This window comes from Vagococcus salmoninarum (genome assembly GCF_003987495.1).
Classification (GTDB): Bacteria; Bacillota; Bacilli; order Lactobacillales; family Vagococcaceae; genus Vagococcus_D; species Vagococcus_D salmoninarum.
Window position 1 is genome coordinate 36,273 of record NZ_NGJU01000008.1, and the last position, 14,217, is coordinate 50,489.

15 protein-coding genes and 1 pseudogene are annotated in these 14,217 nt (G+C 38.4%); 12 read left to right on the forward strand and 4 right to left on the reverse strand.

Translation table 11 applies throughout. From position 1 onward, the window contains the following. Positions 1 to 15 precede the first annotated feature (15 nt). The 3 genes and pseudogenes from CBF35_RS06510 to CBF35_RS15115 form a co-directional block, all read right to left on the reverse strand. Positions 16 to 906 carry a helix-turn-helix domain-containing protein gene (locus CBF35_RS06510; RefSeq protein ID WP_126779308.1) on the reverse strand — a complete coding sequence of 297 codons (891 nt, stop codon included), beginning with the start codon at positions 904 to 906 and terminating at the stop codon, positions 16 to 18. 458 nt (positions 907 to 1,364) lie between these two features. Beyond that, on the reverse strand, positions 1,365 to 2,687 hold the full coding sequence (locus CBF35_RS06515) for a 6-phospho-beta-glucosidase (RefSeq protein ID WP_126779310.1): 1,323 nt from the start codon (positions 2,685 to 2,687) through the stop codon (positions 1,365 to 1,367). A 128-nt stretch (positions 2,688 to 2,815) separates the two neighbouring features. Beyond that, a pseudogene (locus CBF35_RS15115) lies at positions 2,816 to 3,435 on the reverse strand (histidine phosphatase family protein). A gap of 116 nt (positions 3,436 to 3,551) precedes the next feature. On the opposite strand from CBF35_RS15115, the gene CBF35_RS06530 reads away from it, so the two are divergent. The 5 genes from CBF35_RS06530 to CBF35_RS14860 all read left to right on the forward strand — a co-directional run bounded on the left by CBF35_RS06530 (position 3,552) and on the right by CBF35_RS14860 (position 6,305). Continuing rightward, positions 3,552 to 4,430, forward strand: a complete 879-nt coding sequence (locus CBF35_RS06530; RefSeq protein ID WP_126779316.1) for a LysR family transcriptional regulator — start codon at positions 3,552 to 3,554, stop codon at positions 4,428 to 4,430. Next, complete coding sequence (locus CBF35_RS06535; RefSeq protein ID WP_126779318.1) at positions 4,427 to 5,197, forward strand: epoxyqueuosine reductase QueH; 771 nt, start codon at positions 4,427 to 4,429, stop codon at positions 5,195 to 5,197. The genes CBF35_RS06530 and CBF35_RS06535 overlap by 4 nt, the downstream gene beginning before the upstream one ends. Continuing rightward, positions 5,194 to 5,682: a cupin domain-containing protein gene (locus CBF35_RS06540; RefSeq protein WP_126779320.1), complete on the forward strand. Its 489-nt coding sequence runs from the start codon at positions 5,194 to 5,196 to the stop codon at positions 5,680 to 5,682. The genes CBF35_RS06535 and CBF35_RS06540 overlap by 4 nt, the downstream gene beginning before the upstream one ends. A gap of 150 nt (positions 5,683 to 5,832) precedes the next feature. After that, positions 5,833 to 6,162 carry a hypothetical protein gene (locus CBF35_RS06545; protein WP_126779322.1) on the forward strand — a complete coding sequence of 110 codons (330 nt, stop codon included), beginning with the start codon at positions 5,833 to 5,835 and terminating at the stop codon, positions 6,160 to 6,162. Then, entirely contained in the window at positions 6,159 to 6,305 is a 147-nt protein-coding gene (locus tag CBF35_RS14860) for a hypothetical protein (protein ID WP_170174730.1), read from the forward strand. Before CBF35_RS06545 ends, CBF35_RS14860 begins: the two co-directional genes overlap by 4 nt. Before the next feature lie 246 nt (positions 6,306 to 6,551). On the opposite strand, the gene CBF35_RS06550 is transcribed toward CBF35_RS14860, so the two are convergent. Further along, positions 6,552 to 7,586, reverse strand: coding sequence for a M42 family metallopeptidase (locus CBF35_RS06550; RefSeq protein ID WP_126779324.1), 1,035 nt, complete (start codon positions 7,584 to 7,586; stop codon positions 6,552 to 6,554). A 145-nt stretch (positions 7,587 to 7,731) separates the two neighbouring features. Here CBF35_RS06550 and CBF35_RS06555 point away from each other — a divergent pair, with 145 nt between their 5' ends. The 7 genes from CBF35_RS06555 (at position 7,732) to ispD (ending at position 14,217) form a co-directional block, all read left to right on the forward strand. Beyond that, positions 7,732 to 8,037 carry a rhodanese-like domain-containing protein gene (locus tag CBF35_RS06555; RefSeq protein ID WP_126779326.1) on the forward strand — a complete coding sequence of 102 codons (306 nt, stop codon included), beginning with the start codon at positions 7,732 to 7,734 and terminating at the stop codon, positions 8,035 to 8,037. A 24-nt stretch (positions 8,038 to 8,061) separates the two neighbouring features. Then, complete coding sequence (locus CBF35_RS06560; RefSeq protein WP_126779328.1) at positions 8,062 to 9,717, forward strand: FAD-dependent oxidoreductase; 1,656 nt, start codon at positions 8,062 to 8,064, stop codon at positions 9,715 to 9,717. Between the two features lie 8 nt (positions 9,718 to 9,725). Continuing rightward, positions 9,726 to 9,983 carry a metal-sensitive transcriptional regulator gene (locus tag CBF35_RS06565; protein ID WP_126779331.1) on the forward strand — a complete coding sequence of 86 codons (258 nt, stop codon included), beginning with the start codon at positions 9,726 to 9,728 and terminating at the stop codon, positions 9,981 to 9,983. A 118-nt stretch (positions 9,984 to 10,101) separates the two neighbouring features. Next, positions 10,102 to 10,632, forward strand: coding sequence for a dCTP deaminase/dUTPase family protein (locus CBF35_RS06570; protein ID WP_126779333.1), 531 nt, complete (start codon positions 10,102 to 10,104; stop codon positions 10,630 to 10,632). A 277-nt stretch (positions 10,633 to 10,909) separates the two neighbouring features. Next, positions 10,910 to 12,280: a DNA repair protein RadA gene (gene radA / locus CBF35_RS06575; protein WP_126779335.1), complete on the forward strand. Its 1,371-nt coding sequence runs from the start codon at positions 10,910 to 10,912 to the stop codon at positions 12,278 to 12,280. 72 nt (positions 12,281 to 12,352) lie between these two features. Continuing rightward, the gene (locus tag CBF35_RS06580; RefSeq protein WP_170174731.1) at positions 12,353 to 13,486 is read left to right on the forward strand and encodes a PIN/TRAM domain-containing protein; all 1,134 of its coding nucleotides are present in this window, start codon (positions 12,353 to 12,355) and stop codon (positions 13,484 to 13,486) included. Positions 13,487 to 13,506: 20 nt separating this feature from the next. Continuing rightward, positions 13,507 to 14,217, forward strand: coding sequence for a 2-C-methyl-D-erythritol 4-phosphate cytidylyltransferase (gene ispD, locus CBF35_RS06585; RefSeq protein WP_126779337.1), 711 nt, complete (start codon positions 13,507 to 13,509; stop codon positions 14,215 to 14,217).

A 14,217-nucleotide genomic window follows, 5' to 3' on the forward strand; every position in this document is an offset into this window, starting at 1 on the left:
GCACGCTGATTTTTTTCAGCGTGCTTTCTTGATTTTTTTAGTTAGTTTTTTTTCTGAAGGCATATAGTCTCCAGTTGAAAGTTCTTTTAACGTTTCAGCTACTTGGACGAAACGAATAGCATCGTCAATTAAGTCATTGTCTTGTAAAACAATACCTTTAAGTAGAAATAATTCATCGAGAAAATAAAAAATTTTGTGACGGCCGCACCAACTAATGCCTTGGTTAATCACTTTGATTGCGGCTTTATAATTGCGAAAATCGATATAAAGGGTAGCTATGTTATAAAAAATTTTAGCTAGCTGGCTCTCATGATGTTCCGTGTCGAAATTATAAAAGTAAGCGAGACTTTTTTTCATATAAGCAATGCCAATAGTTGATTGCCCAGAGTCAGTATAGGCTTTGCCAATTTCACTTAAAAGCATGATTTCTAAGGCGGTCGCTGAGGGTTTAGCTTTACAATACGTTAAAGCTAAAGCTTTTTGTAAGACATCGATGGGAGCTGGATCAACTGATTTAGTATAAATTAGGGCGCAGCCGTAGTAAAAATAGTACTCTTGGAGTTCTTCTGCTGTGGCTAAATTAGTCAAGATTGTCGTTTCATCAATAACTCGTAATAATTGTGGGTACTGCAAATTTTGATGGTAAAAGCGTAACAAAAGTAACCATTCATTTTCCTTTTCAGGTTTAGCACTAGGTCCATAATCCAAACCTAAGACGTAATCTAAAGAAACAGCTAAACGGTCGCATAATTGTTTCATTAAAATAACGCTAGGAACAGCATCGTTATTTTCGATTCGGCTAAGCATGGCTTGGGAACAAATATTTTCTGCTAAAGATCGTTGGGAAAAACCTTTAGATATTCGAATATCTTTTAAAACAGATCCAAAAGCAAATGAAGAGTACATTTTTTCACCTTCCTTTAAATAACGATAGTAATGATCTTTATAAGGCTTAGTTTACGGTATTATTTTAATAGTGGCAAAGAAAAGGTGTTGAATATAGACAGTTTTTTTATATTGTAGGATAAAAGTAAAAAAGGTTAAAAAATCAGAAAATTCAAAAATAGGTTGATTAAAGATTAGAATTATGAGAAAACCCTGTGATGATAAGGATTTGAAAGGTATATTACAAAAAAATAAGGATAATTTAACGAATAAATAGCAAAAACCCACGTTTGGACTGAAACAAAATTTAGAATATGTCTATTAAGTTTTTTTGTGGGGAAATTGTCTAGTTAATAAAAAAAATATGACTAATCAATTATGAGAGTTTCATGATTTTTTTATAGAAATGGTCTTGAAGGAGGATAAAAGTTCAAAAAGTTCGAAAAAAGACCCTGACGTATAAAAGTCAGGGCTAACATTTATTTGTGAAATTGTGGTAAATGTTCTTTGTGGGCCTCTAATAATTCATCCATTACGGTTTTGGCGACGTTGCCACTAGTGACTAAGGGATTTATTGTGAAAGCTTGGAGTAACGTCCCGCGATCACCTGTCACAGCAGCTTTAATCGTTAATTCTTCCATTGATTTCATGATTTGTAAAAGACCACGGATTTCCGGACCAAAACTACCAAAAGTAAATGGTACAGGACCATTGCCAGTAATTAAGGCAGTAACTTCTACAGCGCTATCAGCCGGTAAGTCAGTAATTGTGCCATTGTTGCGAGTGCTAACAGTCATGACTGTGCGTTTATCGTTGTAAATTGAATTAATAATTTCACAAGCTGCATCACTGTAACGAGCACCGCCACGTTCTGCTAGTTGTTGTGGTTTATGATCTAATTGTGGGTCTTTGTAAAGATCAAATAATTCAGCTTCAATTTTTTTAACTTTTTCAGCCCGAGTGCCATTGTTTTTAAAGTCATCTAATTCTTCAGCTAACATCACATCAGTCATGTAGTAATATTGGTGATAAGGGCAAGGAACCATATGTAAGTTTTCGACTTGTTCGAAGTGCAGACGGTTATCAGAAATATTAGCAACGATGCTCTTACCATCAGAATCTTTGCCGTACATTCGACGAATTAACTCATCGGTTAAGTTTTGACCTTTGTTGTCAGTGACTGTGTGCCAGTGTAAATGATTAATACCAGCAAATTGGAAGAATAAGTCTTTTTGATCACGTTCTAAGATATCCGCTTCTTCAAAGACAGCGTTAACGGGAATGTTACATAAACCAATGACTTTATCCCAGTTACCATAACGTAAAACTGCTTCTGTTACCATACCAGCTGGGTTAGTAAAGTTAATTAACCAAGCATTGGGACATAGTTCTTTCATGTCCTCAACAATACTTAAAATGACTGGGACAGTTCTTAAAGCTTTAAACATGCCGCCAGCACCATTAGTTTCTTGACCAATCATGCCGTGACTTAAAGGAATTCGTTCGTCAAGAATTCGAGCATCTAATAAGCCAACACGCATTTGGGTTGTTACGAAATCTGCATCTTTTAACGCTTCACGACGATCTAAAGTTAAGTGAACTTCACAATCGATGCCAGCAGCTGCCACCATTCTTTTAGCCATTGCCCCAACGATTTCTAATTTTTCACGACCTGCTTCGATATCAACTAACCATAGTTCTTTCACTGGTAATTCAGCGTGACGTTTAATAAAGCCTTCTACTAATTCAGGTGTGTAGCTTGATCCGCCACCTATAGTTACAATTTTTAAGCCTTTAGACATAATTTAAGTCATTCCTTCCATCTCTTTATACTATTTAGTATACATGGATTGTTGGTTAAGGTCGTTATTTTAAGGTGAAAGGGAACAGTGTAAAGGACTAGTGATTTGTTACAATATAAAACACTGGGTTACAAGTTAGTGTAATGAGAGACATCACTGTAGCTGAGCAATTTCCTTTGATTGCCGGTAACTTCCATAATCGTCAAACTATTAGGCAAGACATCGGCTAAGTTGTTTAAGCTATCTAAGGGTTCCCCTAGTAAATGATTTATCATCGTTTTAATCGTTAAACGGTGAGAAACGATTAAAATTTTCTGATCGGGATGATCGTTGATAATGGTTTGAAGTTGGTTAATACTTCGAGTTTCTAAGACTTCAAAGGTTTCTCCACCGTTGTCCCCGACGAATAAATGAGGTTCTTCCCAAAAACGTTGCCACTCGACGGGGTCATTTTTTTGATATCCTGACGAGTGCGCCCTTCCCATGAGCCCATGCCGATTTCTCGTAAGGCCGGTGACACTTCTGGTGTGACGGGCAAATAAGCAGTGACTAACTCAGCCGTGGCAAGAGCGCGAGGGCTATCACTAGTAAAGCACTTAGCGATTGTTTCATCTTTGAAAGCTTTTCCTAAAAGGGTGGCTTGGTTGATTCCAGCAGCAGTTAAATTAGAATTCAAATGGCCTTGCATGCGTTTTTCAGCATTCCACAGAGTTTCACCGTGGCGTACAAAGTATAAAGTAGTTGTCATAATAAAAAATCTCCTTCGTAAGTGTGACTAACGCTTATCATACTATGGCAACTTCTCGATTTATAATATATAATTCAAAGTGATTCATATAGATAAGTTATGAAAGGAGCAGTTTGATGAACTTACATCGTCTCCGTTTATTTTATGAAGTAGCGAAAGAAGAAAGTGTGACTAAAGGAGCAGAGCGGTTAAGAATTAGCCAACCAGCTGTCACAGCCCAATTAAAGGCTTTTCAAACTGAGGAAGGGGTTGAGCTGATTTGCCAAGTTGGCCGGGGGATTCAATTGACGCCTTTAGGCGAAACGCTTTATGAGAAGGCTCAGACGCTTTTTGCAGTCGAAGGCGAAATTGAAAAGCTAATTGCCAAGGCAACGGTCAGTCACTCTGATAAGTTACGAATTGCTGGGAATTATTTAACAGTTCAAAAAATTTTACCGCCATACATTAAAGAGCTATCAGCCAACCAGTTACAAGTACTAACATTAAATACAACAGATAGCCTGCAGTTACTCTTAGATCAAGAAGTCGAATTGGCGGTCTTAGGCCCTTTAGGTCAAGAACAGGAGCAATTGGCATCTTGTAAAATATCTGAAGATGAGTTAATCTTTGTCGTTAAGCCAGGTCACCCGTTGGAAGAAGGGGAGTGGACTTTAGCTGAGTTAAGTCAGTGGCCGTTTATTGGTCGCGAAAGGGCGAGTTACACTCAAAAAAACTTAGTTAAACTATTTGATGAGGCAGGCCAAAGACTACCAGAATTTATCTTGCGCTTCAACAACTCCCGAGAAGCTTTAGAGCAACTTCAGCAAACACCTGCTATTTATTTTTGCTCCCGCTTGTTAGTAGCAGAAAAGTTAGCAGCGAAGGAATTAGTAGCGTTACAACTGGACACTCCGCCGACTAAACACACGTTGTATTTATACTGGCAACGTCAAGGGAAGTTATCACCAATGGCAGAGCAGTTTCGCCAAGAAGTTAAAAAGGAGCTAGGGAAATGAAGACAGTTACCGAGATTTTAAAAGGGATGCAATCTAATCAAAAGATTAATTACGATAAAGTGCTAAAGCAAGTCATTGAAAATTGGCAGCAAGAACAGCTTCGTCCGACTGTCTTACTTCATAGTTGTTGCGCCCCTTGTAGTACAAGTTCTTTAGAATATTTAGTGACATACGCTGACGTGACCGTCTATTTCGCAAATTCTAATATTCATCCCCGGACAGAGTATCTCCGAAGAGAGTTAGTTCAAAAAGAGTTTATTACCGCCTTTAATCAAAAATCAGCCCAGCAAGTTAAATTTTTAGCAGCTCCTTATGAGCCTCAAGCTTTTATTAAGATGGTGAAAGAGGGACAATGGGAAGCAGAGCCAGAAGGTGGCAAGCGCTGTCGTGGTTGTTTTGAAATGCGCTTAGATTTAGTCGCTCAAAAAGCGCAAGAACTAGGTTACGATTATTTTGGTAGTGCCTTAACTTTGTCACCTAAAAAAGACAGTCAGCTGATTAATCAGTTAGGAATTGAAATTCAAGAATTTTATCAAACCGCTTATTTACCAAGTGATTTTAAAAAGAATAATGGTTACAAACGTTCCATTGAAATGTGTCAAGAATACGACGTTTACCGCCAATGTTATTGCGGCTGTTTGTATGCAGCAAAAGATCAAGGGGTAGATTTAAAAGCAGTAACTCGTGAGAGTCGCGAGTTTTTACAACAACGGCAAGGAATTGTCTTTAAAACAGTGACTAAAAACCAAGGAGATGATCCAAGATGAAAACAGCCGAAAAGTGGATTGCAGAATTAGCTTTAGCCCCTCACCCTGAAGGTGGCTTTTATAAACGGACAGAAGAAAGCACTGTTACTTTAAGCATTAACCAACAGGACCGACCTTTGTACACGAGTATTTATTTTTTATTAACCCCAGCCAGTCCCTCCCATTTTCATCGTCTCCAATCTGATGAAGTATGGTATTATCACGATGGCATGCCTTTGACCGTTCATTGTTTGTTCCCAGATGGACGTTATGAAGCAGTCACTTTAGGGAAAGAGATTACTGAAGGTCAACAATTGCATTATACAGTTCCAAAAGGCACGATCTTTGGTTCCAGTGTAGTAGTTGATTACGCCTTAGTTAGTTGTGTCGTAGCTCCAGGTTTTGACTTTGCTGATTTTGAATTGTTTACCCAGAAAGACTTGTTAGCACTGTACCCCCAACATGAAGGGATAATTAGAGTATTAGCTTATCAAGAATTGCCATAAGAAAAGATGGTTTAAAACCTAAGCTTAATCTTCTTAAATAGACCTTATTTATCTTTTTATTAGAATGTGCCCATTTTTACAATCTTTCTTTACTATAACTGTTCACATAGCTATTTATGATATAATTAATAAAAACGCTGGAGGGAAATGATGAATAAAAATCAATTGCGAATGATTAAACAGGCGGAATTAGAAATCAGTGCTCAAAACAAAAAAATTATTACTGATGCCTTAGCTAAATCGGATGGCCCGACGCTTACAATTAAACAACAACATAAACTTGACGAAACTATCGAAAAAGAGTCAACAATTATTTTGGCAACCTCACTAGAAGTTGTTGCTAAGCATCCAGAAAAATCAAACCAGCAGTTAGTTATTATGGTTTTAGAAAAAATAGCCGAGAGCTCAAGAATCAAACTTGTTAGAAAATTAGCGAAAAACTCACTGAAAATGATTAATAATGGAGGATATACTCTATGAAATTTTTGACTATACTAAAAAACTTGTTTTCGACAGTTGCAAATAATGAAGAAGCAATAACGACCTTCATTAAACTTATTAGTGCCACCGTTAATAGTGCCCAACAACTGAGTGATAGCTTTTCAAAAAATAAGGCTCAATAGTGCGATGTTAAATGGAGTGAATGTCTCACATTTACGGAGCTATAGCGACAGATAAAAGAGCTGTGACATAAGTCTTTTGCCTCAAATAAAATAGGTGACGTCTGCTACAAAAATTACGGTAACAACATAAATAAGATAGTTTGAAAAATCGATTTAGACAGATATTCTTTTCAGAATACTATCTAAATCGATTTTTTTAGTTTCTGACGGCAGAATCTCTTCTTAGGTCAGGGGTTTCTATTTTATTTAAATCATCTCACTAAATAAATACTCAGTGACTAATTGTTCCGTAGCATCAATCGAGTCTTGGTGTGTCCGCTCGTAAGCATGACTTGATTCAATCCCAGCCCCTAATAAGCCGTGACGGACATCAGCTCCAGCTTTCATTGCCGCTGAAGCATCGCTACCATAATAAGGGTAAATATCTAATTGGTAAGGGATTTCTTTCCCTAGGCACAAGGCGACTAAGTGGTTGCGTAACCCTAGATGGTAAGGACCGCTGCCGTCTTTGACACAAATTGAAACGGTGTACTCATCGGTTTGTTGATCGTCACCCATGGCACCCATGTCAACAGCTAAATATTCGACAACCTTATCAGAGATGTTTGAGTTGCCACCATATCCGATTTCTTCATTGTTTGAAAAGAAGAAATGAGTCGTATAAGGTAAGGTTTGTTTAGACTCAGCGAGCTGCCGTAAAAATTGGATGAGGATGGCGGCACTGACTTTATCATCTAAATGGCGAGATTTAATAAAGCCGCTGTCGGTGATTTCTGTCCGAGGGTCAAAGCTAATGAAATCCCCAACTTGAATTCCTAAAGCCAAAGTTTCATCAGCTGTGCGAACTTTTTGGTCAATCCGGACTTCCATATTATCTTGATTACGTTCGGCAGTGCCGGCATCTTTATAAACATGGACACTTGTTTGATGCATTAAGATTGTTCCAGTGTAAGTGTCACCTGTTTGAGTATGAATGGTACAGTATTCTCCTTCAATGGCATTAAAGCGAAAGCCGCCAATTAAGTCTAATTTCAAACGGCCGTCGCTTTTAATACTGCGAACCATGGCACCTAAAGTATCAACATGGGCAGTAATAAATCGCTCGTCACTTGTGATTTTTCCAGGAACTGTGACAATTAAACTGCCTTTCCGATTTTCTGTTGGGTGGTAGCCATATGTCTTTAAGTCGTTTTTAATCTCTTGAATGATAACTTTCGTATCCCCAGTTGGTGAAGGAATGTTTGTTAAGTGAGCCACTAAATCAATTGTTTTTTCAGTCATAAGTCTCTCCTTTAATAAATGTACTTATGACTATCTTAGCTGAAAAAGTCAGAAAAAGAAAATAAAAGTCCTAAGCATTTAACTTTCTTTTATACCCCCAAGGGTATACGATAGTCTTATCAAATAAACTAAAAGGAATGAGTAAATGTTTTTATTTAATAAAGTCCCAACTATTTCGAATCGTGAACTAGCAGCCTTGTTACCAGAAAATCCAACAATTATTGATGTCCGTGAGAAGCATGAATTTCAAGGCGGACATATTCCTAAAGCCGAAAATATTCCCTTAGGAAAAATTGCTAATTATAAAAAGCCAGTAAAAGAAAAGTTATATATCGTTTGTCAATCAGGAGCCCGCAGTAAACAAGCTGTTAGCATCTTACAAGAAAAAGGCTATGAGGCTGTTAATTTAAAAGGCGGCATGATTACATGGAATGGTCCAGTTAGACAATAAAATAAAGAAAGTAGGTAGTGCTAAATGAAAGTTGTGATTATTGGTGGCGTCGCTGGTGGTATGTCAGCGGCAACCCGTTTACGTCGTTTAAATGAAGAGGCTGACATTATCGTCTTAGAAAAAGGTCCCTTTGTTTCTTTTGCTAATTGTGGTTTGCCGTATTATGTTTCAGGGGAAATTGCTGAGCGGGAAGCATTATTAGTTCAAACACCAGCTAGTTTGAAAGCCCGTTTTGACTTAGATGTTCGTCCGAACAGTGAAGCAATCAAAATTGATTCAGTAAATAAAAGGGTTGAAATTAGTCATAATGGGGAAAGTTATTTAGAAAGTTACGATTCTTTAATCTTGTCCCCAGGTGCCAGACCTTTCGTCCCACCGATTACTGGCTTAAAGGAAGCTAATAATATCTTCACCTTACGAAACGTGCCAGACTTAGATCAAATAATGAGTTTTGTTGAAAGGGAAGCACCTAAGAGTGCCGTAGTGATTGGTGCTGGATTTATTGGTTTAGAGATGGCAGAGAACTTAGCTAATCGTGGGTTAGAAGTAACAATTGTCGAAAAGGCTCCTCATGTTTTACCACCACTGGACGAAGAGATGGCAGTTTTTGTCCAAGAGGAGCTAGTCAAAAATAATGTTAAAGTGTTAACTAACTTATCAGCTAGTGAATTTAAAGACAATGGCCGTCAAGTAATCTTAGAAGATGGCAGTCAGTTATCAGCTGATTTAGTCATTATGTCTGTTGGGGTTCAACCAGAAAATAGCTTAGCAGAGTCAGCGGGACTAAAGTTAGGCTTACGTGGCGGGATTTTAGTCGGTGAGGACTATCAAACTTCTGTGAAAGACATTTACGCAGTTGGGGATGCGATTGTTGTGAAACAACAAATTACTGGGGAAGATGCCTTAATTTCGCTCGCCTCACCAGCTAATCGCCAAGGTCGACAAGTAGCTGATGTGATTTCTGGTTTACCACGAAAAAATCAAGGAAGTATTGGTACAGCGATTGTGCGGGTCTTTGAAATGACTGCCGCCAGTACCGGCTTAACAGAACGCCAAGCGAAACTAGCTAACTTGGATTTCCAAGTGATTCATACGAAAGGCAAAGATCATGCAGGTTATTACCCAGGCTCAGGGATGATTGTCTTAAAATTAGTCTTTAATCCTCAAACAGGTCAAATTTATGGGGCCCAAGGAATTGGTCAAAAAGGCGTGGATAAACGGATTGATATTTTAGCCACAGCGATTAAAGGCGGCTTACGAGTGGAAGACTTACCAGAACTAGAGTTTACATATGCCCCACCCTTTGGCGTTGCGAAAGATCCAGTTAATATGTTAGGTTATGTTGCAATGAATATGATGGAAGGTCATAGTGAAATGGTGCAATGGCATGAAGTTCCAACTTTAGTTGCTAGTGGCAGTCAAATTTTAGATGTCCGGAATGAAGGGGAGTTACAAGCAGGTGAATTTCCAGGAGCTCACCACATTCCGCTAGCCGAGTTACGGGAGCGTTTATCAGAATTATCCACAAGGACGAACTACATTGTTAGTTGTGAAAGTGGCTTGCGAAGTTATATTGCCGAACGGATTCTCAAACAACATGGTTATCAAGTTAAAAATTTAGATGGGGCTTTCCACTTATATCAAAAGGTTCGTCCTAGTGAGTTACTTTATAGAAAGTAGGTAAAAACATGCAGTGTGATCAAAAGATTGTTAACCGCTTAAAACGCGCCGAAGGTCAAATGCGGGGCATTCAAAGCATGATGTTGGAAGGCAAAGAGTGTTCAGAGATGATGATTCAATTAGCCGCTGTCCGCTCGAGTATCGATAATATTATGGGGATTATGGCGGGAGAAAATTTAAAATTTTGTTTAGAAAATCCCTTGACGGATCCAGTAGAACAGGGGGAAAAAGTTCAACAAGCCTTGAGCTTAATTCAAAAAAAATAACTTCCTTAAAAAAGAAAGGGCAGTCTTGGGCTGTTCTTTCTTTTTGCCTAGAGGTGGTTTACAGAAGAGAGATTTCCAAGTAAACTAAGGCTAGTTAATTAATAGATAGGGGATTATTATGAGTAAAATTAGAGGATTTGAAAAAATAGCGGCTTTTGGTGAAGAGATTAATTTACCAGTCCGGGCAACGAAAGGGGCTGCTGGTTATGACTTTGAAGCCTCAGCAGATGTCGTGATACCAACGATTTGGAAACAAGGAATTGGCACCGTCTTAAAAGCTGCTTTTAAAGGCTTAAAGGTTTCTTTAGATGACGAGACCTTAAAAGAAGTTAAACCAGTGCTAGTACCAACAGGAATTAAGTCTTACATGGGTGAGGGAGAGTATTTACAACTGTGTAATCGCTCAAGTAACCCGATGAAAAACTTTTTGTTACTAAGCAATGGTGTAGGCGTCATCGATAATGACTATTACAATAACCCAGATAACGAAGGGCATATTATGTTCCAATTTATTAACTTTGGATTGACAGACAAAACAATTAATAAAGGTGAACGGATTGGTCAAGGGATTTTCCTACCCTTCTTAAAGGCTGATCAAGATGAGAGTTCGGCGACCCGGATTGGTGGCTTTGGTTCTTCAGGGAAGTAAGGGCCAATGACGTAAAAAGGCTTAAAAAAGAAAGATTCCTAAAAGTAAGGGGCTGCTGACTCATGTCACAGTCCCGTCTTTTTTTAGTTCTAGCGTAATTTTAGCTTTATTAATGAGGATTGTGTGATGAAAAAAACAAACCATGATTTTTTTAAGAAGAATTGCCTAATATTTACTTAAAAAGGCGAAAAGAGCAGGTGAAAAACAGACCTAAAGCCTAGGGGTATGTTAAAATAAATGAATAGATAGTTTATAAAAATTCAGGAAGAGGGATAGTGTGGCAAAAAAAGCAAAAACTCAGTTTGAATGTCAGGCTTGTGGCTATATCTCACCTAAATATTTAGGCCGTTGTCCAAACTGTGGGGCTTGGAATGAGATGTTAGAAGTTAAGATTCAAGAAGAAGCTTCTCGTAACAGTCGAGTTAGTATGGCTGGTCGTCGAACGACAGCGACGAAACTCGGAGATGTTACTTCACGAAAAGAACTTAGAGTCAAAACGAAATTAGACGAATTAAACCGAGTATTAGGTGGCGGAGTAGTGCCAGGTTCTCTAGTTTTAATTGGTGGTGACCCAGGGATTGGGAAATCGACGTTATTATTACAAGTCTCACAACAACTTCATCAAAGTGGCGGTAAAGTGTTATACGTCTCAGGTGAAGAAAGTGCGGAACAAATTAAGATGCGAGCGGAACGTTTAAGTATTGAAGGCAACGACTTTTTTGTCTATCCAGAAACGGATATGTCAGCTATCAGGCAAACCATTCAAGAGTTAGAACCGGATTATGTGATTATTGATTCAATTCAAACAATGATGCAGCCGGAAATCAGCAGTGCTACAGGTAGTGTTAGCCAAGTTCGCGAAACTACTGCGGAATTAATGCAAATTGCTAAAACCAACGGTATCGCCATCTTTATTGTTGGTCATGTGACGAAAGAAGGCTCACTGGCAGGACCGCGGATGTTAGAACACATGGTTGATACCGTCCTTTATTTTGAAGGGGATCGCCATCATACTTTTAGAATTTTACGAGCCGTGAAAAATCGTTTTGGTTCAACAAATGAGATTGGCATTTTTGAAATGAAAGAAAAAGGCTTAGTTGAAGTGAATAATCCTTCCGAAGTCTTTCTTGAAGAACGAATCGATGGGGCGACTGGTTCAGCGATTGTTGTTTCAATGGAAGGGACGCGGCCGATTTTAGTTGAAGTTCAATCTTTAGTCACGCCAAGTCTGTTCGGTAATGCTAAAAGAACGTCAACAGGTTTAGACTATAACCGGGTGTCTTTAATTATGGCAGTCCTAGAAAAACGAGCTGGACTTTTATTACAAAATCAAGATGCCTACTTAAAAGCCGCTGGTGGTGTGAAGTTAGATGAACCAGCCATTGATTTAGCGATAGCCGTTGCCATTGCCTCGAGTTACAAGGAAAATGGTACTAAGCCTGATGAGTGTTTTATCGGGGAAATTGGTTTGACTGGTGAAATTCGCCGAGTAAGTCGGATTGAGCAACGAGTTGGCGAAGCTAAAAAACTAGGATTTAAAAAGATTTATGTTCCGAAGAATAATCTCCATGGATGGGAGCCGCCAACAGGCATTAAGATTGTTGGAGTTGCCACAATTGGCGAAGCATTACGTAAAATTTTCACTTAAGATTTAACTTTCAGTTGCGACACACAGTGACTGAAAGTTAATGAGATAAAATATTAGAAGGAGGCGACAAGCTTGGAGAAAAAAATATTTTCAGTATTTATGGTTTTACTAGGTTTAAGTTTAGGAGTAACATTCATGCCGCAAGCCTGGGCAGTGTTTGAGATGGAACATAATAGCGTCGTAAACAACTATTTTACAAATGGCCTTATTGGAGCAATTATTTTTCTTATTATATCGTTGGCGATTAGTAAATATGTCTTATCTGCAATGAAAAAAGCGGAACAAACATTGAGTGGTAAAAGTTTAACTTTTCTTTTATTCGGGACAATCGGAACAGCGATTGGATTGTCATTAGGAGTCTTAGTATCAATCCCTCTGTTTAACTCAGATTTAGCAGTTGTTAGTAACATTATTCCAATTGCAATTATGTTAGTCTTAGCTTACTTAGGTTACCGAGTAGGGACAACTCGTCAAGAGGAATGGAAAAAAATCTTAGGACCAAAAAATAAAAAGAATGCGGAAGATGTTTTAGAGCGTAAAGTAGACGATACGTTCCGTAAATATAAAATTTTAGACACAAGTGTTATTATCGATGGTCGAATTCATGATGTAGCTAAAACTGGCTTTATCGAAGGGGTCTTGTTAATCCCGAATTTCGTCCTTTATGAGTTACAATACATTGCTGATTCTGGTGATAGTTTGAAACGGGTTCGTGGACGTCGAGGCTTAGATATTTTGAATGCTCTACAAAAAGAAGAAAGTGTTCAAGTTGAGATGTACGAAGGTGATTTTGAAGACATCGCAGAAGTTGATAGTAAATTAATTAAATTAGCTAAATTATTAGACGGTGTTGTCGTAACTAATGACTTTAACTTAAATAAAGTCGCGGAATTTCAAAATGTTCCAGTCTTAAATATTAACGCCTTAGCTAATGCTGTTAAACCAGTCGTGATTCCTGGCGAAACGATGCACGTCTTAGTCGTTAAAGATGGGACGGAACGTCAACAAGGGGTGGCTTACTTAGACGATGGCACGATGATTGTCGTTGAAGACGGTCAACATTACATGAACCAACAGTTAGATGTTGTTGTCACAAGTGCTTTACAAACCGCTGCGGGGCGGATGATCTTTGCTAAACCAGTCCATGCGCAACGAGGGATCAATGAAGCAAAAGCCGATCAAGGTCATGCTAAAAAGAAAAAGTAAGCATTAGTAGGGGGAGAAACATGTCTTATGAAGTAATTCTTTTGGCAGCCGGTCAAGGTCGCCGAATGTTAGCCTCTCGCAATAAAATCCTTTTACATTTTTATGATAAACCAGTGATTGCTTATAGTTTAGAACGCTTTTTAGCAGACAGTCAGTGTGAACAGATTATTCTCGTAGTCAAAGAGGATGAAAAGAAGCTGTTAGAAGAAGTTCTTGAGACCTATTTTAGTGACCGTAAGAAACTAGTCAAATTAGTTAGTGGTGGTAAGGAACGGCAAGACAGTGTTTACCAAGGTCTGTTGCATCTTAATGATTTATCAAATTATGTGATGGTTCATGACGGAGCCAGACCTTTTGTCAGTGCAAAAATCCTTGAAAATACTTACGCCGAACTAGAAGTCTCTAAGGCGGCCATTGTTGGAATGCCAGTGAAAGACACGATTAAAAAGGTTGTCAATGGTAAGGTTGAAAAAACTATCCCACGGGATCCTTTATGGCAAATCCAAACACCTCAAGGCTTTATCGCAGAAGAGCTATTAGCTGCTCATAAGCAGGCTCAAAGCAGTCATTTTCTTGGTACTGACGATGCCTCGTTAATGGAAGCATATTCTCAGCGTGAGATTTCTTTAGTCCTAGGGAGCCAAGAAAATATTAAATTAACAACACCAGAAGATTTAATCTTAGGTGAAGCCTTAATAAGTGGCAAAAAGGGCTGTGAAAAGTCAGTTTAA

Excerpts from the sequence above, each read along its gene's own strand:
- CBF35_RS06555 (WP_126779326.1), top strand. The coding sequence starts at position 7,732 with ATGTTTTTATTTAATAAAGTCCCAACTATTTCGAATCGTGAACTAGCA.
- CBF35_RS06535 (WP_126779318.1), top strand. The coding sequence starts at position 4,427 with ATGAAGACAGTTACCGAGATTTTAAAAGGGATGCAATCTAATCAAAAG.
- CBF35_RS06560 (WP_126779328.1), top strand. The coding sequence starts at position 8,062 with ATGAAAGTTGTGATTATTGGTGGCGTCGCTGGTGGTATGTCAGCGGCA.
- CBF35_RS06510 (WP_126779308.1), bottom strand. The coding sequence starts at position 906 with ATGTACTCTTCATTTGCTTTTGGATCTGTTTTAAAAGATATTCGAATA.
- CBF35_RS06545 (WP_126779322.1), top strand. The coding sequence starts at position 5,833 with ATGAATAAAAATCAATTGCGAATGATTAAACAGGCGGAATTAGAAATC.
- CBF35_RS06540 (WP_126779320.1), top strand. The coding sequence starts at position 5,194 with ATGAAAACAGCCGAAAAGTGGATTGCAGAATTAGCTTTAGCCCCTCAC.
- CBF35_RS14860 (WP_170174730.1), top strand. The coding sequence starts at position 6,159 with ATGAAATTTTTGACTATACTAAAAAACTTGTTTTCGACAGTTGCAAAT.
- CBF35_RS06515 (WP_126779310.1), bottom strand. The coding sequence starts at position 2,687 with ATGTCTAAAGGCTTAAAAATTGTAACTATAGGTGGCGGATCAAGCTAC.
- CBF35_RS06570 (WP_126779333.1), top strand. The coding sequence starts at position 10,102 with ATGAGTAAAATTAGAGGATTTGAAAAAATAGCGGCTTTTGGTGAAGAG.
- CBF35_RS06565 (WP_126779331.1), top strand. The coding sequence starts at position 9,726 with ATGCAGTGTGATCAAAAGATTGTTAACCGCTTAAAACGCGCCGAAGGT.
- CBF35_RS06530 (WP_126779316.1), top strand. The coding sequence starts at position 3,552 with ATGAACTTACATCGTCTCCGTTTATTTTATGAAGTAGCGAAAGAAGAA.
- CBF35_RS06550 (WP_126779324.1), bottom strand. The coding sequence starts at position 7,586 with ATGACTGAAAAAACAATTGATTTAGTGGCTCACTTAACAAACATTCCT.
- ispD (WP_126779337.1), top strand. The coding sequence starts at position 13,507 with ATGTCTTATGAAGTAATTCTTTTGGCAGCCGGTCAAGGTCGCCGAATG.